The sequence below is a fragment of the Pseudescherichia sp. genome (assembly GCF_031987975.1).
In the GTDB taxonomy this organism is placed as follows: domain Bacteria; phylum Pseudomonadota; class Gammaproteobacteria; order Enterobacterales; family Enterobacteriaceae; genus Pseudescherichia.
Genome location: NZ_DALZYX010000004.1, coordinates 174,027 through 194,908, shown reverse-complemented (window position 1 = coordinate 194,908; position 20,882 = coordinate 174,027). Strand labels below are relative to the sequence as shown.

General features: G+C 55.3%; 13 protein-coding genes. 10 read left to right on the top strand and 3 right to left on the bottom strand.

From position 1 onward, the window contains the following. Positions 1–193 precede the first annotated feature (193 nt). The 10 genes from RTN40_RS08650 to RTN40_RS08605 all read left to right on the top strand — a co-directional run bounded on the left by RTN40_RS08650 (position 194) and on the right by RTN40_RS08605 (position 17,281). Positions 194–715: a cellulose biosynthesis protein BcsO gene (locus RTN40_RS08650; RefSeq protein ID WP_312228111.1), complete on the top strand. Its 522-nt coding sequence runs from the start codon at positions 194–196 to the stop codon at positions 713–715. Beyond that, positions 706–1,509 carry a cellulose biosynthesis protein BcsQ gene (bcsQ, locus tag RTN40_RS08645; protein WP_312228110.1) on the top strand — a complete coding sequence of 268 codons (804 nt, stop codon included), beginning with the start codon at positions 706–708 and terminating at the stop codon, positions 1,507–1,509. Before RTN40_RS08650 ends, bcsQ begins: the two co-directional genes overlap by 10 nt. 18 nt (positions 1,510–1,527) lie before the next feature. Then, positions 1,528–3,636 carry a UDP-forming cellulose synthase catalytic subunit gene (gene bcsA, locus RTN40_RS08640; RefSeq protein WP_312228109.1) on the top strand — a complete coding sequence of 703 codons (2,109 nt, stop codon included), beginning with the start codon at positions 1,528–1,530 and terminating at the stop codon, positions 3,634–3,636. Continuing rightward, positions 3,633–5,924 (top strand): cellulose biosynthesis cyclic di-GMP-binding regulatory protein BcsB, encoded by a 2,292-nt coding sequence (bcsB, locus tag RTN40_RS08635; protein ID WP_312228108.1) that lies wholly within the window; start codon positions 3,633–3,635, stop codon positions 5,922–5,924. The genes bcsA and bcsB overlap by 4 nt, the downstream gene beginning before the upstream one ends. Positions 5,925–5,938: 14 nt before the next feature. Further along, the gene (locus RTN40_RS08630) at positions 5,939–9,919 is read left to right on the top strand and encodes a cellulose synthase subunit BcsC-related outer membrane protein (RefSeq protein WP_312228107.1); all 3,981 of its coding nucleotides are present in this window, start codon (positions 5,939–5,941) and stop codon (positions 9,917–9,919) included. Next, positions 9,916–10,395 carry a cellulose biosynthesis protein BcsD gene (gene bcsD / locus RTN40_RS08625; RefSeq protein ID WP_312228267.1) on the top strand — a complete coding sequence of 160 codons (480 nt, stop codon included), beginning with the start codon at positions 9,916–9,918 and terminating at the stop codon, positions 10,393–10,395. The genes RTN40_RS08630 and bcsD overlap by 4 nt, the downstream gene beginning before the upstream one ends. 23 nt (positions 10,396–10,418) lie before the next feature. Next, entirely contained in the window at positions 10,419–11,414 is a 996-nt protein-coding gene (locus RTN40_RS08620; protein ID WP_312228106.1) for a glycosyl hydrolase family 8, read from the top strand. Positions 11,415–11,568: 154 nt separating this feature from the next. Continuing rightward, on the top strand, positions 11,569–12,114 hold the full coding sequence (locus RTN40_RS08615) for a type IV secretion protein Rhs (protein WP_312228105.1): 546 nt from the start codon (positions 11,569–11,571) through the stop codon (positions 12,112–12,114). Further along, a complete protein-coding gene (locus tag RTN40_RS08610; RefSeq protein ID WP_312228104.1) occupies positions 12,111–12,473 on the top strand; it encodes a putative T6SS immunity periplasmic lipoprotein in 363 nt (120 codons plus the stop codon). Before RTN40_RS08615 ends, RTN40_RS08610 begins: the two co-directional genes overlap by 4 nt. 233 nt (positions 12,474–12,706) lie before the next feature. Then, positions 12,707–17,281 (top strand): AAA family ATPase, encoded by a 4,575-nt coding sequence (locus RTN40_RS08605; RefSeq protein ID WP_312228103.1) that lies wholly within the window; start codon positions 12,707–12,709, stop codon positions 17,279–17,281. A 141-nt stretch (positions 17,282–17,422) separates the two neighbouring features. On the opposite strand, the gene bcsG is transcribed toward RTN40_RS08605, so the two are convergent. Genes bcsG through bcsE form a run of 3 tightly spaced genes read right to left on the bottom strand, consistent with a single transcriptional unit; the run spans position 17,423 to position 20,842 of the window. Continuing rightward, the gene (bcsG, locus tag RTN40_RS08600; RefSeq protein ID WP_312228102.1) at positions 17,423–19,096 is read right to left on the bottom strand and encodes a cellulose biosynthesis protein BcsG; all 1,674 of its coding nucleotides are present in this window, start codon (positions 19,094–19,096) and stop codon (positions 17,423–17,425) included. After that, positions 19,089–19,286, bottom strand: a complete 198-nt coding sequence (gene bcsF / locus RTN40_RS08595; RefSeq protein WP_312228101.1) for a cellulose biosynthesis protein BcsF — start codon at positions 19,284–19,286, stop codon at positions 19,089–19,091. Before bcsF ends, bcsG begins: the two co-directional genes overlap by 8 nt. Further along, positions 19,283–20,842, bottom strand: a complete 1,560-nt coding sequence (bcsE, locus tag RTN40_RS08590) for a cellulose biosynthesis c-di-GMP-binding protein BcsE (protein WP_312228100.1) — start codon at positions 20,840–20,842, stop codon at positions 19,283–19,285. Before bcsE ends, bcsF begins: the two co-directional genes overlap by 4 nt. Positions 20,843–20,882: the final 40 nt, after the last annotated feature.

The window sequence follows — 20,882 nt, the reverse complement described above, 5'->3', positions numbered from 1 at the left end:
ATCCTTATATTACTGCTGTAAATAGGTCGAAAGTCGTAGAGCAGTAATATAGCCACGCAATAATTAAGTATACGGAAGTCCGTTAACGGCTCCCGGACCTACACGATAATAAATTTTGAGACCCCTACCGGTGAATAGCCACTCTGGTTAACACGGCGGTAGGGCTATTTTTTTGTAAATCATGAGTATAGCTATGAATAATTATGATGATTTGCAGAGGTTTAAAGACAAGACTCACACACAGCAACACGATTTTAAGGATCTCTCGTCGCAAAACCTCGCGCATGATCATGGCAGCTGGGCCATTATCAACCAGCTCTCTCCGGCGACCGAAGAGTCGGCGCTGGCGATGGGCGGGCACGTCTCGCTGCCCGTTCCGCAGTCCGTCGAGCCAGATACGTTCACGCTGGTGGAGCAGCCGCTTGCCGCCCCGGCAGCACAGATCCCGGCTCCGCTTCCTGACGCCGCGCCGCCTATCTTCCAGAGCGTTGCGGCCCAGTTGGCTACGCCGCCCACAGCGCCCGTACTCGCGCCTGCGGCACTGATAACGCCGCCGACACCGATGCCTGCGGCAATGCCCGCCGCCGCGCCTGCTGCGGCCGTCCCGGTTAACTTCTCCCAGCTCTTTGCGCCCAAAGCCGCAGAGGCGAAGCCCGTCGTTGAAAAAAATCAGCCGTTGAAATCGCTGTTAGAAAGGATCGCTTCATGCCGTTGATCTGTGTCTGTTCGCCGAAGGGGGGAGTAGGGAAAACAACCCTTACGGCAAACCTGGCCTATGCGCTGTCGCGCGCAGGCAACAAAGTGCTGGCGATTGATTTTGACGTGCAGAATGCGCTGCGCCTGCACTTCGGCGTTCCGCTCTCCGATGGCCGCGGCTTTGTGGCGAAAGCCGCTGAATCCGCCGACTGGAGCCAGTTTGTGCTCTCTGCAGGCGGCAATATCTTTGTTCTGCCCTATGGCGATGCCACAGAGCCGCAGCGCGAAACCTTTGAAGCGCGTCTGGTTCAGGATGAGCACTTCCTGCTGCGCGGTCTGAGCACCCTGCTTAACTACCCCGGCCTGATTATCATTGCCGACTTCCCGCCCGGTCCCTCGCCAGCGCTAAAAGCGCTGTCACGGCTGGCCGATCTGCATCTGGTCTCACTGCTGGCGGATACCGCCTCGCTCTCCCTGCTGCCGCAGGTGGAGAACCACCGTCTGACCGGCGACGTGCTTAACCGCAAAGCGGGCTACTACGTGGTGCTGAACCAGAGCGATAACCGCCGCCAGATCAGCCGCGACGTCACTGCCTTTATGGAGCAGCGGCTGGGCGAACGCCTGATTGGCGTGGTCCATCGTGATGAGAGCGTGATCGAGGCCAACGCCTCCCAGCAGTCGATTTTCGATTTTAGCCCGGCCTCGGCGGCGGCGTTTGATATCGAGCTGATTGCCAGAAAGGTGACCAACATTCTGGGCGTGAGAGTCGGCGACGGCACCGTTCACAGCCAGCCAAAGATGTCCGGATTCTAATTTTCGCCAGGGCGAACAATGAAAAAGTTCCTGTTTTACCTCTTGATTCTGGCGCTGGCGCCTGCCGCCGTGCTGGTGGTCATCACGCCAATGGATAGCCAGAAGCAGTATCTCTTTGGCCTGATCAGCATCGGCATTCTCTTCTTAATGGGCTACAGCAAAAAGCGCAGCATCTCCGTGATTATGGTGGTGATGTCGTTCCTGATGTCGACGCGCTACATCTACTTTCGCGCCACCCAGACCCTGCACTTTAACTCGGAGATAGAGACCATTCTGGGCATCGGCCTGTTCATTGCCGATCTCTACGTCTGGGTGATGCTGCTGCTGAACTACCTGCAAACCATCTGGCCGCTGAAGCGGGAGATTGTGCCCCTGCCGGAAGATATGAGCCTGTGGCCAACCGTGGACGTCTACGTGCCAACCTATAACGAATCGCTGGACGTGGTGCGTGACACCGTGCTGGCGGCGCAGTGCATCGATTACCCCAGGGATAAAATGAAAATTTATATCCTCGACGACGGCAAGCGCAGCGAATTTGCCATGTTTGCCGCCGACGTTGGGGTGGGGTACATCACTCGTAACGATAACTCTCACGCCAAAGCGGGCAACCTTAACCATGCCATGAAGCTCACCAGCGGGGAGCTGATCTGCGTCTTTGACTGCGATCACGTTGCAACCCGTATCTTCCTGCAGGCTACCGTGGGCGGCTTCCTGAAGGATCCGAAGCTGGCCCTGGTGCAGACTCCGCACTTCTTCTACTCGCCGGATCCCTTTGAGCGCAACCTCTCCGTGGGCCGCAATATTCCTAACGAAGGGATGCTGTTCTACGGCCCGATCCAGCGGGGTAACGATAACTGGAACGCTACCTTCTTCTGCGGCTCCTGTGCGGTGATCCGTCGTAGCGCGCTGGAAGAGATTGGCGGCTTTGCCGTAGAGACGGTGACCGAAGATGCCCATACCGCGCTGAAGATGCAGCGCCTGGGCTGGGGCTCGGCGTTTATCGATATTCCGCTGGCCGCCGGGCTTGCCACCGAGCGCCTGGTCCTGCACATCATCCAGCGTACCCGCTGGGCGCGCGGCATGACGCAGATCTTCCGCCTCGACAACCCGCTGTTTGGTCGCGGCCTGACCTTTCAGCAGCGCCTGTGCTACCTCAGCGCCATGCTCTACTACCAGTTTGCCATCCCGCGCATCATCTTTTTGACCGCGCCGCTGGCCTACCTGCTGTTTAACCTCAACATCATCTACTCCTCGGCAAGCCTGGTTTTTGCCTACGCGCTGCCGCACCTGTTCCTGTCGATCTACCTCAACTCGCGGCTGAACGGGCGCTACCGCTACAGTTTCTGGGGCGAGATTTACGACCTGGTGCTGGCTTTCCATATCGTGCTGCCCACCATGGTCACCATGCTCTTCCCGAAGCGCGGCAAGTTCAACGTGACCGATAAAGGCGGCCTGCTCAACGTCGGTTACTTTGACTTCAGCGTCGTGCGCCCGCACCTGGTGATCGCCTTCCTGCTGATTATCGCGGTGGTCTGGGGGATCGTGCGCGCCTTCGCTCATGACCATTTTGGTGTCGATCCGCAGGTTATTGCCCTCAACGTCGGGTGGGGGTTGTACAGCCTAATCTTCCTGCTGGCTGCTATCGCCGTTGCCCGGGAAACCCGCCAGACGCGTAAAACGATCCGCATCGACGTGAAAATTCCGGCGCTGATCCACTACGCCAGCGGCATCTCTTCCCGCAGCGAGACTGCCGATCTGTCGATGGGCGGCTGCCGCGTCGCTGTACCAGACGGCCGTCACCTGACCGATGAGATCGAAGAGATTGAGCTGCAGCTTCAGTCTGGGGCGATCAGCATTCCGGTGAAAACCATTGCCGCAGACGATGCATTCGTGCGGCTTAAGTTTGAAGACATTCCGCTCTCCCGCCGCCGCGAGCTGGTCCGGGTGGTGCTCTCCCGCGCTGATGCATGGATCCAGCCGCCGCGTCCGCAGGACAACCCGTTCCGCTCAATGCTGACCATTATGCGCTGCGTATTCGACCTCTTCTGGCTGACGTGGAAGTCACGCCGTGAAAACCGCCGCCAGCGTGCGGTACTGAAGGCGACGCAGGAGGAGAGTAGCTTATGAGGCGTTTAACGACTCTGGCATTGCTGGCTAGCGCGCTGTTCATTACGCCACTCTATGGGGAAGAGACCACGCCAGCCGATCTGCTGCCGCTGGATCTGCCTCCGCCGGCGGCTAGCCTGGCACCCGCCCCGACGGCCTTTATCCCGACGGTGGCGAACGATATTACCCTGGCACAGATGGGCCAGCCGCAGGGCATCGTCCTCAGCGGCGGCCAGCTGCAGGGCGGGGTGGCCTTTACCCTGCCGGTGAGTCAGGTGATCACCAACGCCCAGCTGGCGCTGAACCTGAAGGTCTCCCCGGCGATGGCGACCCGCAACGCCACGATGCAGCTGATGCTTAACGGCCAGCCGCTGGGCACCGTGCCGCTGGGGGCCGCCGACAGCGACGTCTCCCGCTTCCAGCTTGACCTCCCGGCGGCGCTGCTGGTCTCCAGCAATACCCTCAGCTTCAAGGTCAACGACGGCGACGCGATGATGTGCCAGCGCGATCTCACGGATAAGTACCGCGTGACCATCCTGCCGGACTCGAAATTTAGCCTTGAGGGGCAGCAGCTGGATATCGGCTCCGATCTCAGCCACTTCCCGCGCCCCTTCTTTGACAGCATGCAGATGACGCCTGCCACCATCGCTTTTGCTTTCCCCGCGAAGCTGACGGCGGACACCATCAGCGCGGCGGCGCTGATCTCCTCGTGGATGGGCATCCAGGCGGACTATCGCGGCGTCTCGTTCGCCGCCCGGAGCGATCGCCTGCCGGAGAAGAACGGCATCCTGGTCGGCCACCCTGGCGAGCGCATCGGCGGCCTGACCCTGCCCCAGGGCAGCGGGCCGACGCTGAGCATTATCGATAACCCGGCAAACCCCACCTACAAGTTGCTGCTGGTGGTGGGCAACGACGATCGCGCCCTGCGGGCGGCGGCCTGGCGTCTGACGCGGGGCAACTTTGCCCTGCAAACCCCGAGCGTCACGGTGGACGGCGAGTCGATCCCGGTCAGCAAACCCTACGATGCGCCGCGCTGGATCCCTACGGATCGTCCGGTGAAGCTCTCGGAGCTGATCCGCAAGGATCAAAGTATGACCGTGAACGGGATCTGGCACGATGCGCTGCGGGTGGCCTTCCGCGCCGCGCCGGATCTTTTCCTCTGGGATGGCGAAACCATTCCGCTGCGCATTGGCTACCGCTTCCCGTCGGAGAGCTGGATTGATGAGGATCGCTCCTGGCTGAGCATGACCATGAACGACACCTTCCTGCACAACCTGCCGGTCAATAAGCAGGGGGCGCTGGAGACGCTGTGGCACAAAATGGGCGGCGACGCGCGCCAGGAGCAGTTCGACATGCCGCTGGAGCCGTACATGATCTACGGCGACAATCAGCTGTCGCTCTACTTCAACATCGTACCGAAGGAGAGCGCGCCGTGCAGCGTGCTGCTGAACAACAACATCAAGAGCCGAGTGGATGACGACTCGTGGATCGACCTGAGCCACACCCGTCACTTCGCGCTGCTGCCGAACCTCTCCTACTTTGTGGGGGCCTCCTTCCCCTTCACCCGGTTGGCGGACTACTCGCAAACCGTGCTGCTGCTGCCGGAGAGACCGACCGAGACCCAGGTCGGGACGCTGCTCGATATGGCGGCCCGCTCCGGTAACGCCACCGGGACGGCGCTGAGCCACAACCGCGTGGTGCTGGGCATACCCACCGCTGGAGCCAACCTTGAACTGCTGCGCGATCGCGACGTGCTGGCAGTCACCGGGCTGGATCAGCACGACTTCAACCGCGAGCTGTTAAAAACCTCGCCCTTCGTAGCCCACGACAATCTGCTGAGCGTGCGCGAGCCGAGCCAGTGGCAGAAGATCCAACGCTGGATGGCCGGGGACTGGAACGCAGACGGTCTTGAGGCCGATCGCTACTTCTCGTCAAACGAGTCCTGGCGCGGCTTCATCAGCTTCCGCTCGCCGTGGAGCAGCGGACGCACGGTGGTCACCGCCATCGGCAGCAGCGACGACCAGCTCTCGCGGCTGCACAGCGATCTCGCCTCGCCGAAAATTAACGCCGGCATTCGCGGCGATGCGGCCATCATCACCAACGAAAACGGCGTGCGCAGCTTCCGCGTCGGGGCGCAGTACCCGCGCGGCGAGATGCCGATGCACCTGATGGTGATCTGGTATGCCAACCAGCACTCCGGGCTGCTGGCGGTGCTGGGGCTGTGCTTCAGCATCATTGTCGGGCTGGCGCTGTATGCCTTACTGAAAAAACGTGCGCGTAAGCGGCTGGATCCGCAGGATGGAGAGTGAAAAGGGTGACAACAATGACAATTAAAACCGCCCGCCGGTTAACAACCCTCTGCCTGTCGGGCGCGCTGACGCTCGGCGCGGTGAGCCAGGCGCAGGCCGCGCCTAATGATGCGGCGCTAAAGGCGCTGTTTGATCAAGCTAACTACTGGCATGAAAAATCCCACGACGATCTGGCCAGCGAGTCGCTGAAAAAAGTGCTGATGGTGGATGCCAACAATACGCAGGCACTCTACCTGATGGCGCTCTGGGCGCAGCAAAATGGCGATCTGCAAACCGCTGCCCAGTGGCGCGCCCGGCTGGCGGCCGTGGCGCCTGCTGATGCCGGATTACAGGCGCTGGATAACGCCAAACAGCTGGCGCAGGTGCCCCAGGGGCAACTAACTCTGGCCCGCCAGCAGGCGCGCAGCGGCAACGTTCCGGCGGCGCTGTCGACCTGGCGCAGCATGTTTAATGGCGATACCCCGCCCCCAAGCCTGGCCCCGGAATATTATTTGACTATGGGCAGCGACAAGTCGCTCTATCCGCAGGCAATAGGGGAACTACAGCGTTTTGTTGCCCAGAATCCGCAGGACAACGCAGGGCGGGTCGCGCTGGGTAAAATGCTGACGTGGCGGGAAGAGACCCGCCGCGACGGGATTGCCCTGCTGGAGCCGATGGCCAGCGGCAGCCGCGAGGCCGATGACGGCCTGCGCCAGGCCCTGCTCTGGCTGGGACCGCAGGCGGGAGATGAGCGCTTCTACGATAATTTCCTCCAGCGTCACCCCCAGGATGGCGACGTGCAGGCCTACTATCGCAAAAACGTCGGCGGCACGGCGAAGGGGGAGGGTTTTACCGCGCTCAACAGCGGCGATACCGGCTCAGCGAAGCGTCAGTTTGAGCAGGTGCTACAAACTAACCCTGAGGACGCCGATGCCCTGGCCGGACTGGGCTACATCGCCCAGCGCAACGGCGACTACAAAGCAGCCTCGCAGTACCTGAGCCGCGCAGCGAGCCAGGGGGGCGACGCTTCGGCAGAGCGTAAAAATCAGGCGGATGATGCGGCATTCTACGGCCAGCTAGCCGAGGCGCAGCAGGCGCTGAAGGAGGGCAACGTCAGCCAGTCACTGGCTCTCTCTGCCCCGCTGGCCCAGCAGAGCGGCGAGCGTGGTACGGCAGCGAAGCTGTTCCGTGCCGACGTCCTGCGCCACAACAAAGACTATCCCCAGGCGGAGCAGGCCTTGCGCGCGGTGTTAAATGACCAACCACAAAACGCCGCCGCCAGAGAGAACCTTTTCTACGTCCTGCGGGAGCAGAACAAGTCTGACGAGGCCCAGGCGATGCTGCGCACGCTGCCTGCCAGCTTACAGGCGAAGCTCCAGCCGCGTATCGTCACCGGTTTGCCGGGGGATCCCATCCGCCGCCAGGCGCAGCAGGCCGCCGCTGCGGGTAACACCCAGCAGGCCATCGCTATCCTCCAGCAGGGGGTTAGCCGCCTGCCGGACGATCCGTGGCTGCGTCTCGACCTTGCCCGTCTGCTGCAAAAGAGCGGCAGCGGCGACGAAGCCAGCACGGTGATGGCCCCGGCGGCGCGCAACGGTGCGGGGGCCAGCTCGCTCTACGCGGCGGCTCTCTTTGCCAGCGAGAACAGCGCATGGCAGCAGTCGCAAACCCTGCTGTCGCGCATCTCTCCCGCCAGCCAGAACGGGCAGATGCGCGACCTGGCCCAGCGGGTGAACTACAACCTCCAGCTGGCTACCGCCGAGCGCTACCTGGCCCAGGGCAATAATATTGCCGCTGCCAACACGCTGAAAACCCTGACCCACCGTCCGCCGGAAAACCCGGTAGATGCGGGCAAGCTGGCGAAGCTGCTGGCCCAGAGCGGCGATCTCAACGGCGCGGTGGCGCTGGTGCGGGAAAACCTGCGCCAGGGCGTGCAGGGCAACGCCGGGGACTATGCCGATCAGGTTACGGTCCTGAATAAAGCCGGGCTGGACAACGAGGCGCAGGCTTTTCTTGCCAATCCGGAGTTGCAGGCGCGCAGCACGCCCACGCAGCTGGCAGGGATCCGCAATGGCTACGTCATCAACGAGGCTGACCAGCTGCGCGAGCAGGGTAACTACGCCGCCGCCTATGACAAGCTGATGCGGGCGATGCAGAGCGATCCGCAGAACACCGATTTGATGTTCGCCATGGCCCGCCTCTATCAGACCGGCAAGATGAACAAAGAGGCCGGGGTGGTCTACGACTACCTGATAACCCGGGATACCGACGATCAGGCCGCCCGCGTGGGAGCGATTGACGTGGCGCTGGCAGAGAACAACGTTGATAAGGCCCAGAGTCTCGCCAGCGGCCTGCGCAACGACAGCTCGGCGGACCGGATGCTGCTGCTGGCCCGCCTGGAAGAGGCAAAAGGCAACCACCAGCAGGCGATGACTTACCTGCGCAGTGCGCGGGGCAAGCTGCTGGGGATGGCGTCTACCAATGCCGCCGCCACACCAACCATCGACGGCGTATTGCTGGCGGACAACCCGTTTGTGGGTAACAGCAGGACGGTGGCACGTTCAACGTATAGCAATGGCGACAGCATGCCGTGGCAGGTGGCGCAGATGGCGCGCGAGCCGGGCAGCACGCTGCCGGGAACCATGCGCACCGATCTGCCGATGGAAACCGTGCAGAGCCGAACCCTGCGTCAGGTCGATGAGATGATGCAGGATCTGCAGCAAAAAACCGGTATGTGGGTACAGGGTGGCGTAGAAATACGTGGCCGTGACGGCGAATCTGGCACCAGCAAGCTGACCGAAGCTAAAGCACCGCTGACGTGGTCCAGCTCGCCGTTTGGCGAATCGCGCTTCGAGTTCACCGCCACGCCGATTACGCTCAGCGCAGGCAGCGCTTCGGGGGATGCATGGCGTCGCTACGGCACTAACCCGCTCAACAACGCCATCAGCAATATTACCTCGTCGATTGATAATACCGAGAACTCAGCGGATCCTACGGCGGCGAACTTCAGCGATCTGCTGGACTACAACGGTGAAAATCTCTCTCCAATGACCGATGCGGGGCTGGCAAATCTGGCCAGCCTGTATGACTCAGGCCGTCTGAAGGCGCTCAGCGTATCGAACTTCAAGTCGAGTTTAGATAACCGTATTAGCGCTTCGACCGACTCGCAAAAGGCCAATGGCGTTGAGCTGGCGATGGCGCTTAGCGGCGAGCAGTACCGGATCGATATCGGCACGACGCCGCTGGGTCAGGATCTCAGCACCCTGGTGGGCGGCGTGCAGTGGTCACCGAAGCTGACCAACTATCTGACATTGATCCTCAAAGGCGAGCGTCGTGCCGTCACCGACAGCCTGCTCTCCTACGTCGGCATGAAGGATGCCTACTCCGGGAAGACCTGGGGACGGGTAACGAAAAACGGCGGTAGTGCGCAGCTGGGCTACGACGACGGCGATGCAGGCTTCTACGTCAACGGCGGGGGTTACAGCTACATCGGGGAGAACGTGGCCAGTAACACCAGCATGAACGCCAGCGCCGGGGTCTATCTGCGCCCGTATCATGATGATTTCCGGGCATTACAGACCGGCCTGAACGTCAGCTGGATGGATTTCTCGAAAAACCTCAGCTACTACACCTACGGCCAGGGCGGCTACTTCAGCCCGCAAAACTACGTCAGCGTCTCTCTGCCGGTAGATTTCTCGCAGAAAATTGATAACTGGAAGCTGAACGTTGGCGGTTCCGTTGGCTATCAATCCTACAGCCAGGATAGCAGCGACTACTTCCCCACCAGCGACGAGGCGCAGGGCCTGCTGAAGGATCTCTACGACCTCGGCTATGCCCGTGACTACCGCTACGGCGGAAGCTCGGAGAGCGGTGTCGGCTATACCGTGCGTGCGGGTGTGGACTACAACGTTAATAAAGATATGACGATAGGCGGCAAGGTCGGCTATGACACGTTCGGCAACTACAACGAAAGCACCGCCGGGCTTTACTTCCGCTATATGTTAGGAGGCAACTGATGACCCAGAACGGTCAATACTCACCGCTGATGAGCTACTTTCAGCAGCAGCAGACGCCAGCGGGCTGGTTCGATCTGCTGACCATTATGATCGACAATATGGTGCGTAACGTGGGGCAGACGGACAGCCAGCCTTTCCTGCGTCAGATGGGCGAGGCGATGGCCGAGCGTTTTCCGCTGCCCGACTCGGAGACGGTGGGGGAGCTGGAGGCGAATATCAATGCCCTGCTGCGCCAGTTCAACTGGGGCTTTATCGATATTGTAGCCAACGAGAACGGCATGCTGCTGCGCCACGAGGGGCTGCCGCTGGGGCGCGATGACGATCGGCAGCGCTGGTGCCACGCCTTTTGTGCGATACTGGAGGGCCTCTACGCCCGCTGGTTGCAGGCGCAGGGCGGGGGAGCACACGTCACCGTACAGCGCGAGCGGCTGTTTTCCCATTCCGACGTTCAGTTCCGTTACCATAATTCACAATGAGTCCAGCCACAATGAGTCCAGCTATGGTTAAGCGCGTCGTTGCCGTAATGGTTGTTCTGGGGGGGCTGCTGTCTGCCTCGTTTGCTCAGGCGAGTACCGCCTGGGATACCTATAAATCCCGCTTTCTGATGCCGGACGGGCGTATCGTTGATACCGGCAATAAAAACGTCTCCCACACCGAAGGCCAGGGCTTTGCCATGCTGATGGCGGTGGCCAATGACGATCGCGCCAGCTTCGACAAGATGTGGAGCTGGACGGAGAAGACGTTAAAAAACAAAGAGAATGGACTGTTCTACTGGCGCTATAACCCGGTCGAGCCGGATCCGATCCCCGATAAAAACGACGCCTCTGACGGTGACGCATTAATCGCCTGGGCGCTACTGAAGGCCGATGCGCGCTGGCATGATGGGCGCTACGGCGCTGCTTCTGACGCCATCACCAAAGCGCTGGTGAGCCACACGGTAATTAACTTTGCGGGCTATCGCGTTATGCTGCCGGGTGCCAACGGGTTCAACCTCAACAGCTACGTGAACCTCAACCCCTCCTATTTCATCTTCCCGGCGTGGCAGGCGTTCGCCGATCGCAGCCACCTGACGGTGTGGCGGGATCTGATCCGCGACGCGCAGACGCTGACGGGCAAGATGGGCTGGGGTAAGGCGAATCTGCCTACCGACTGGGTGGCGCTGGCTGCCGATGGCAAGATGCAGCCCGCTAAAGAGTGGCCGCCGCGCATGAGCTACGACGCAATACGTATTCCGCTCTATATCGCCTGGCAGGATCCAAACAGCCCGCTGCTGACGCCATGGCGCAGCTGGTGGCAGACGTTCAGCCGCAGCCAGACCCCGGCTTGGGTCAACGTCACCACCAACGAAGGCGCGCCCTACAATATGAACGAGGGGCAGCTGGCGGTGCGGGATCTCACCCTCGGTGTGAAAAACGGCGAGCCGCAGATTACCGCCCAGGACGACTACTACTCCGCGAGCCTGAAGATGTTGGCCTGGCTGGCAGAGCAGCGGTAGCAGGCAATAAAAAAGCCGGGTGGCGATTGCGCTTACCCGGCTTTAAAATAATACTCATTATTCATATGAATATTATCTAAAAATATATGCATTATCTAAATAATTGTTTAAAGATTCAACGGTGCTATATTAACCCTTTTCACGAGGAGGGTTTATGTGGCACACAGCAAAACAAAATAATGATATCAGAGTTGGTGGTGTTAGATTATTAAGACCTGGCGAGATAAATCTGGCCTTATCTCTTTATGGATGTAGTATTCATTACAATCGAGTGTGGATTCATAGGGAGAGTTATTTACCTTTTAATCTACAACCTGATTTACAGGCTATGAGTCCGAATGGTGAAATGTGGTTTAGAGAGGGGACCTACCAAAGAGATTTTTCAAAGGCCGTTGTTTACTACCAGCATATGTTTCTCCATGAAATGATGCATGTTTGGCAGCATCAAAGAGGGATGTGGGTAAGAACCCGAGGTGCATTCTCATGGGCTGTAGACTATAGTTACAGCCTTGATAAAAAAAGCTTACGCGATTATGGTTTAGAACAACAAGCGAGCATAGTCAGTGACTACTGGATGTTGACCCACCATGGTTTCTACCATAGTTCAGCCGATATCAAATACAGAGACTACGATCCATCTGAGCCTGTAAGTAGTTTAATAGCAAAGTATAAGAAGGTATTAGGGAATTTCCCAGCATGAAAAATTTAATAATATTATCGTGTTGCATTGCTCTCACTGGCTGTCCAGGCACTAACGGAATAGATATTGGTAAATGGCGAGCCGTATCAGTAGATAGCCAGAGAGTATGCTATAGCTTTGACAAAAGTGATGTGCTGAATGATTACCATATAGGCCTTAACGAATCAGGAAAAGACACCGTCCTCACAGATAGTGGTTATTATCCTGTGCATTTATCTTATCCTGAGACATGCGTTAACATAAATTTAAAGCCGGGTAATGAGTATTACACGGTTTATAAACTTAACGGCGTTAAGTATCGTTATGAGTTTATTATAGACAACACCTGGAATGTGCTTGGTCTGAAGCAAAGTGATTAATGTGGCCTTTACGTTGACTATGACGGGACACTATAATGAAGAGCAGTTTTTATGGAGAATAGTCATGAGAGTACATGGCTGAGAAAATTCCATATTAGCGCAATAAAAATGCGCTTCGAAATAATATAATATGACTGTCGGTGGCTTGACGCAACATCTCATGTTTACATCAGAATGCATAGCTGACGTTAGTCTGGATGAAGTTAAAAGTTAACCTCCATGGGAGACATTCAATGAGCATCGCAGGCATACGCTCCAATCGGGGTGACGTATACCAGACGCTGGTAGCATTTGATTGGGCATTAAAAGTATTGTCTGATGATGACTACCAATGGCTAGAAGTTGATTCGGTTAACTATTCTGTAGATGATGTGGTCATCGGCAAAAGAGACGGTACTCTGATAGCCTGCCAATGTAAAAAAAATCAAACTGATTTCAGTGCTTGGTCAGCCGCTAACCTAGGGGATGAAATTGATAAAACCGCCGATTTATTAGCTAATAATCAGAACGCAAGCGTCCGCTTCTATTCCCGAAACAACTTTGGCGAGCTTGCAAAACTGAAAGAGCATTGTATCACTCAACCTGATGAAGATTGCTACCAGAAAAGTTTAGGGAAAGCGCACCAGATACTGGATAACACTTTATCAAAAAAAATTAAGAAAACGGCTCCAACTCTTTCAACATTTGAGTTCTTGTCTAGAACAAGCTTTTTTACCAGCGATGATCTGGATCGTATGGTTGAATTGTTATACGAACGTTTAAGAAACATAGCGACTAATGCTGACGCTGCTTTTTACGCACTCTGGACCAGGCTTGATCTACTCGGAGCGCGTCTGGGGGGCGGTAACTTATCTACTGCTGTACAACATCGCTTGTCCAAAGAAGATCTCAAAAGCATTATTCAGCAGGCTGGAGCATCATTGGTTCCACCAATGGATATTGCTGAGATTCGTCACTCTTTTTCTAATACCTCTGCCATCGGCAGATCGTGGCGAAGAGATATTGCAGGGCAACGCATTGCTAATCCGGTTGTTGATGAAATACTTGCAGCGATTAGCGATAAAAAAAGATCGATATTGCTTACAGGCTTACCCGGATCAGGAAAAACCTGCGTAATGCTTACGTTGCAAGATGCACTAGAAGAGCAGGCAAACACCAATACTGGCATTGTGCCATTTTTTATTCAGTCACGTGAATTTGCCGATCTAGCGACACCAGAGCAACGGCAGGCTATGGGTCTTTCTGATCAGTGGGTACAAAAAGCAGCCCGTCTGGCTGATGATGCTCATGTTATTGTAGTCATAGACTCTTTAGATGTACTTTCCATCGCTCGCGATCATCGTGTATTGACCTATTTCCTTGCGCAGATCGACCGCCTGCTATTAGTTCCCAATCTTACTATTGTTACCGCTTGTCGTGATTTCGATAGGCATTACGATCGAAGAATTGCTGAACGGCAATGGGACTGTGAGGTGCAATGTCAACTACTGGACTGGAATGCTGACATTGTCCCATTGCTTGATACGCTAGGGATAGAAAGCACCACTATTGATGCCGTTACGTGCGAACTCATAAGGAACCCACGCGAGCTAGCATTGTTTGTCGAGCTGGCCCAACGAGACGGCAGTTTCAACGTAGTGACCAGTCAGGCACTAGCACAGCGTTACCTTGATACCATTGTGCGAGCCGATAGTGAATTGGGTGATGCGGCTATACAGGCGATTGAAGATATTGCATCAAAAATGCTGCTTTCGCGAAGTCTGGCGGTGCCATATCAGCGTTTCACTGCCTCTCAAGATATTCAACGGAAATTATGTAGTCTTAATGTGTTGCAGGAAACTCAAGATAGAAAGCTGACGTTCGGGCATCAAACCTTGTTGGATGTCCTTGTGATCAGCGGGGCCGTGCGTAGTGGCATCACTCTAAATGAGTTTATTCGCAACTTATCGCCAGTACCTTTTGTACGTCCCAGCATCCGCAGTTTTGTCGCACAGCTAGCATTAGGTGAACGCCGGGAATTTAGAAAACAAGTTAGAGCAGTATTGGCTGGTAATGCTGCCTTTCACATTAGACGGTTAGTAGCAGAATCATTTGCTGAACAACTACCTCAGGATGAAGACTGGTTATTGATACGTGACTTACATGAAAAACATCGCGATGTTTTCCAGGTCATTTATTTTTCAGCTAACACAATTGAGTGGCATCATTTCTGGCTCAAGAACTTGATTCCTCAATTAAAAATTACGCGTGATATCGAGGGATTAGCAGGGCATGTACATCGCATTGCGCAATGGAAGAATGAAGATAATGCGGGTGTACAATCATTCTGGATGGATGTGTTGTTACTAGATTGGTTTGATAGTAAGAGTATCACGCATCAATTAGAGGTTTATCTGTCTCAAACCAGTCCAGAAAATTTAGCATTGGCTGCCCCTTTACTTAAGCGGCTGCTTGATATGCCACGACCCTCACACAGCGTCCTTGGCCGAGTCGTAGCTAAATGTGTTGCGCAAAATGTCGTAGCCGATGATTTACTTTGGCAGTATATAACAGATGGTATCGACGAAGAAGATTTACTGCAATTTAGACTTAATAACAAGCTACGTTGTCGACCCCACGAATTCGGTGACCGAAATGACAACTTTATCCGACAGCGTATGCAGAAAAACTGCGCTTTGCTGGATTTAGCTCTTAAGTCAATCGAGAATTGGAGCCGGATTCGTGCAACACAATATGGTGAAATTCAGCCTGGCTACCGGCATGGTTTTCTGAGCGAAACTTCATATAAATATGAACATAGCCAAGGAGGTATAAGTCATGCAGGTAGCCTGAACATTCTGCTTGATGCCGTTGAGAATGCTATCCTTTACCACGCCAAAATAAACTCAACTTGGTGGCAACATAACAGTGAACGTCTTTGTTTCAATAATGAAGGCGCATTGCTTTACTTTGGGATACACGCGTGTACTACCTCGCCTGAGGAAAACATTGGTCTAATCGGACGCATACTATGCGAGCCGAAGATTTTTGAATTCGAACTTTCTTATGAACTAGGTAAATTGATAAAGGTAGCTTTTAGCCTCCTCCCCATATCAGTACAAGATGCTGTTATGCTTTCTATTTTAGATATACGAAGTGAATGTCTTTCCGATGAGTCGAGCTTATGGAGACTAAGAGCTCAGGCGGAACTGGTAGCACCAATTCCTTGCTATCTGCGTTCACCTGAAGTTCAAGCAGTAGTTGATGACTATGAAAAAAGAGCAGGGATGTTGATTTGCCAGCCACATATCCGTTCAAAAAGCGGCATTGTCGGAGCGCCATTTTCATATGAGATATTCCTCAGTACCAGCGACAGCGGAGTTCTGCAATTATTATTACATTATGAGGATCATTTGGGCCGGGACTGGAATGATTTTTTAGTCGGTGGTGAACGTGAAGTCGGTGGGCAACTGCGTGAGGCTTCCTCGCGCGATCCTAATCGTTTCTTAAAGCTGTTATCGGGACACTGGATTAAAATTCCCGAAGTTTTTCGGGCAGATATTATGGACGGGATAGCTACATATCTTGCTTACCGCTATGGCAACCTGAATTCTCATGTGGAGTGGCTACCCGTTGAAGAGCCTGACGCTCCTGCCTTGGCAAGCCGAATTTTAGATGAACTGGAAAGACACCCGGCCACATGGCAAAACCAACGTTGTGCGGCTAAAGCACTCGAAGCCTGTGCTAATGTTTTAAAAGATGAAAAAGAAGCAGAGCGACTAATATTTTTGGCAATAGGATTTGCAGGGCTCAACGAGTCTGATCCAATCGAGGGAGATTCCGTGGATTTAGTTAATCTAGGAATCAACATGACGAAAGGTGATATTACTGATGCCCTGATGATTGTGGCAAATAATTTTCAAGAACAAGGCCGAGAATTTCCAAAACTTCTAGAGCCTACGCTGCGTCGCTTTGCCAGTGATCCTCATCCTGCTATTCGTGCTTTGATCTTGCGACGTTTGCCATATTTGCAAAGCAAACGTTTCGAGCTAGGTTGGGAGCTATTCCACCTTGCCATACAAGAGGGAGCGGGGCTTTGGCATCTTGCTGAGCCATGCCTCTATTATACTTATTATAGTCATTTTGAAATAGCGAGGCCTTTGCTTGCGCGCCTTTACACCGAGGGGAACGGTAAAGATCTTGAAGTATGGGGGCGTATTTCGGCGTTAGCTGCATTAGGTCATCATATTGATTTTAATGATTTTTTGCAGGGTTTGGTTACTCTCGATAGTACAGATGCTTGGCGAGGAGCAGCTAATGTTTGGACAAACGTTGAGAACTTGAGGCAACATCGCGAGCAATGTTTTGCAGGAATCAATTCGGGCTTAGTTACTGATGGTCCTCATGCCCTTGAGGTCGCAGGACAGATGGAGAATATCTTTAATATTGACACAGGGGTGTTATCTGTCCCAACAGAACTGATTGGTCACTGTTTTTCAATATTTGAGAAGAACCGCGATAATGGAAATGGGGACCATGAGTTTTTCAGGTTTCACGAATGGCTCAACGCGATTTCACAACAAGATCCAGAGCAAGCACTAGCCATAACTGAAATCTATTTGGCTTACTTTAACCGGATGAAGACATACCTGTATGATCATGATAATAGTCTGACCCAACTCATGACCCGTCTTTTTGCCGAAGCAGAAGAGATAGAAGATATAGACAGTGGCACGATGCTACAACGGGTTGTGGCTGTACAAGACACGTTGCTTTCATTAGGAGTCGAAGGCGTAGCCGAGTGGTTGAAGGCAGCAGAGCGACCCTAATTGTGCCAATTCGGTCAATTCTAGCTATAAAAAAGCCGGGTGGTGCGCTAGCGCTTACCCGGCCTACCAAACAGATGCCATTCGTTGATATTGGTATTTACCGTAGGCCCGGCAAGCTATGCGCCGCCGGGCATAATGGCATTACTGCGGATACGGTACCCAATCCCCGCCGTTAAGGCGCACGTACGGTTTGTTCTGGTACTGGATCACAATGGCGTTGGCGTTCTCCGACACCGGGGCGGTCTGCGGCAGGTTGCTGGTCAGGCTGTCCCAGTTGACGCTATCTTCGGTAAACAGCTTGCCGTCCACCGAACGGGCCACCAGCTCCGATACTGCCAGGAAGCTGCTCGGCTGATCGACCACCACCGGCGCACCCTCGTGCGGTGCCTTCATGCCGAAGAACTTGATGCCTGCCGGAACGTTGGTAATGGACGGGCTGGGAATATCGCGCAGGCCGGAAACCTGCATCTTATCGCCCTGCAGCGCGCCGCCATGCTCTGGCACCATCACCACCATCACCTTACGGCCCGATTTCTCCAGGGTGGTGAAGAACGCATCCAGCTCGTCAAATAGCTTCTGGGCGCGCACCTTATAGTCCGCCGTTTTGCTCACGCCTGGGAAGTGGTTCCCGTCGTGCAGCGGCAGCAGGTTAAAGAAGGTGGCCGTGCGCTGGTTTCCGTCCTGGGACTGCATCCAGCGGTTGAGTACCGCCGTGTCGTCATATACCGGCGAGCCGTCAAAGGAGAGCAGGGCGGTCGGAAGACCGGTCTGATCCATCAGTGGAGCCTGCATGCCGCCGTTATCACGAACCTCTTTCAGGAAGCCGCCGAACACGCCATTGTGGTCGAGCATGAACTGCTGCGAGAAGCCGAGCTGGGCCAGGTTATCAAACAGGTAGCACTGGTTGCCTGCCTGCTGATAGAGGTTCTTATGCGACGGCTGACCGCAGCTGGCGCGCAGCAGACGGATCGCTGCCGGCCCGCTGTAGGAGGTCGCCGAGTTGAAGTTTTTAAACTGAATATCGAAATGCGACCACAGCGGGTGCGACATCAGACCCGCTGCCTCGACGTCCGCCCACGACAGGGAGCAAATGTTGATCACCAGCAGTTCAAACGGCTGGGCATCGGCTGGCAGCTGGGTCGGGAAGCGGATCTGGCGCTTCTCTTCTGCGGTATAGAAGCTGTTCAGCCACGCGTCGAGATTCGCCGTGGTCGGCGGTGCAGTCTGCGCCGGAATATCGCCCACTACCGGTTTATCCCCTGCGGCGGCGATGGTGGCTGCCGCGTTACCACCGGTAGTGGTGACGGTATTGGTAGGTTGACCGGCAGGCCACAGAGAGAAGGTCGGCCCGGTCAGGGTCAGCACGTTTAGCCAGACCATAATCGCTACCACAAAGACGGTGATGCGGATCCACTGTGACAGAAAGAGCCAGGCCACCAGCAGAACAAAAATCCCGCCGATCATCTGCCAGTTGATAAAGCGCGTGACCAGATCCAACAGATAGTCACCGCTGAACCCAGCTACCTGCGATCCCTGGCTGAGCATACTCTGCGGGCCGGGGAGCCAGGTGTCGTGCCAGAAGAGCGCAAAGCCGATGGGGATGGCGATCCAGTGGCGCAGGCGGTGCACGCTAAGCCGCGGAAGCGGGATCAGCAGGAACGCCATAAACACCAGGTTTAACAGCGCGTGAAAGTTAAGGTAGCCCGCCCACAGCAGCCCAAATTTCACCAGGAAATAGAAGTTCCAGCCGGCAAGGCCGCGCCAGTATTGCCACAGCGGTGAGGGCGCAGAGGCGGTGAGGGATTGATTAGTCATCTTTTTGTTTTGCCTTGACGGTCGAAGCACTGCGCCATGTACCAACCGGTTTTACATAGCGCGGTTTAATAAGCAGCATGCGGAGCACGGCCCTGATTCGCCGGATATAGTGGCGCGTAAGATAGCCGAGCGGGAAAAAGATCAGGGCACACAGCACCACCAGCTGAATGATATCGCTTAACTGCATCATGATGCCTGCTCCGAAGCCCCACCCGGCAACCGGTGCGGCTGCGGAATGCGCCGCCAGCTCTGGCCGTTGTGTTCAGCGTTAAGGATGGGGTTGGGTCCGTCAATCACCGGCAGCGGTTTACCCCATTTTTCCGGCAGCAACGCCCGCATCTGCACCAGCTCGGCGGCGATCTGGTTATCTTCAAACCACACCACCCGGTTTGAGAAAATATCAGCAATGGGCAGCGGGAAGATATGGTTCAGGGCCGTATCAAGATCGTTGATCCTGCAGAAGGAGAGGAACAGCATCAGCCGATTATCGCCGATGGTCATGATATCGCCTACGCGGTTCGGGCGGCACAGGGTCAGCGCCTGTTCTACGCGGATGCCGGGCACCGGTCGCAGCGCCACCAGTACCCCTTTGCCATCCGTTGGGAGCAGCGTATTGCTGAGCATATTGCTTACCGCATCGCAGAAGGTGTCCCAGGTCTGGTAGCCGCGCAGCTTCAGCGGCTGGGTCATGGTCAGCAGGGCGGCGATATCCTCCGGCACCGGACGGTTAAACTGCTGCCCCTGCACGCTCTCAATCAGCGTCAGGCAGCGGGAAAGGGGGGCGTTCCAGGGAATGACCATGTTTGCCCCGCAGCCCAGCAGCAGACGCTCATCGGTGGCGCGCAGGCTGGCGTTCTTCTCGCGCACAATGATTTTTAGCGTGCTGCCGCGCTGGCGGCGCAGGGTATGGATCTGGCGAGCCAGCCCTTCAATCTGGTTGTTCTGCATCAGCGAGAAGATAATGGTGGCCGCCTGGGTGGTACGTGCTTCGCTAAACAGGTCTTCGTTATTATCAAACAGCGCCCAGTGCTCTGAAAGCGGCGGCGCACCCTCTAATACCATTACATTACTCAGAATACGTTTTTCATCGCTGCGCGGCTGCACCGACGTCTGCTCCTGCTGGGCTATTTTCCATCTGCTGTTATTTTGCTCAACAATAAGCTGCTGACGGGCGCTGACGCCTTTTTCGTTAAACCAGAAGGCAACGTCATAAAGATGGATATCGGCCTGGGAACGCAGACTGGCCAGGCCAAAAAGTGAGCGATACTCGCCCATTAAAAATGAGTATTGCTTATCATTATTGTTGCCGGGGTTAACTATCAGCAAAGTGCAGTCGTGGTATTTCGCCCAGGCGTGTATTTTTTCCAGCCAGCCGCGCAAATTATCGACGGATATATTTTGCCAGGCATTATTAGCGCAGAGTAAAACCAGAAAATAGTGTTGGGGGTCGATAGCGCTGACGAGATCGCGGGTGAAAAAGGATAGCCCGTTCTCATGATTAGGCATTGTAAAAAGATGGATTTTATCGGGACCGTGACCTGACTCTAAATTAATAATTTTATTAGGATCGTTACCCATAGTAATCAGTGCCGCCCGGGTTTTTTTATGCTGGGCAGCAAGAGTATGATTCACCAGGTTTATGGCATCCTCTTCACGATCGGCGTTGACCCACCAGACGCCGCCAGCAGGCATGTGGCTTAACTCATCCCACAATGACTGGATGCCAAGGGTAAATATGGGCTTCACGGTCTCTCTCTTAATCAAAATCGTCTGCACCTTAGTTTAC

Coding starts and splice junctions, on each gene's coding strand:
- RTN40_RS08650 (WP_312228111.1), top strand. CDS start 194: ATGAATAATTATGATGATTTGCAGAGGTTTAAAGACAAGACTCACACA.
- bcsQ (WP_312228110.1), top strand. CDS start 706: ATGCCGTTGATCTGTGTCTGTTCGCCGAAGGGGGGAGTAGGGAAAACA.
- bcsA (WP_312228109.1), top strand. CDS start 1,528: ATGAAAAAGTTCCTGTTTTACCTCTTGATTCTGGCGCTGGCGCCTGCC.
- bcsB (WP_312228108.1), top strand. CDS start 3,633: ATGAGGCGTTTAACGACTCTGGCATTGCTGGCTAGCGCGCTGTTCATT.
- RTN40_RS08630 (WP_312228107.1), top strand. CDS start 5,939: ATGACAATTAAAACCGCCCGCCGGTTAACAACCCTCTGCCTGTCGGGC.
- RTN40_RS08620 (WP_312228106.1), top strand. CDS start 10,419: ATGGTTAAGCGCGTCGTTGCCGTAATGGTTGTTCTGGGGGGGCTGCTG.
- RTN40_RS08615 (WP_312228105.1), top strand. CDS start 11,569: ATGTGGCACACAGCAAAACAAAATAATGATATCAGAGTTGGTGGTGTT.
- RTN40_RS08610 (WP_312228104.1), top strand. CDS start 12,111: ATGAAAAATTTAATAATATTATCGTGTTGCATTGCTCTCACTGGCTGT.
- RTN40_RS08605 (WP_312228103.1), top strand. CDS start 12,707: ATGAGCATCGCAGGCATACGCTCCAATCGGGGTGACGTATACCAGACG.
- bcsG (WP_312228102.1), bottom strand. CDS start 19,096: ATGACTAATCAATCCCTCACCGCCTCTGCGCCCTCACCGCTGTGGCAA.
- bcsF (WP_312228101.1), bottom strand. CDS start 19,286: ATGATGCAGTTAAGCGATATCATTCAGCTGGTGGTGCTGTGTGCCCTG.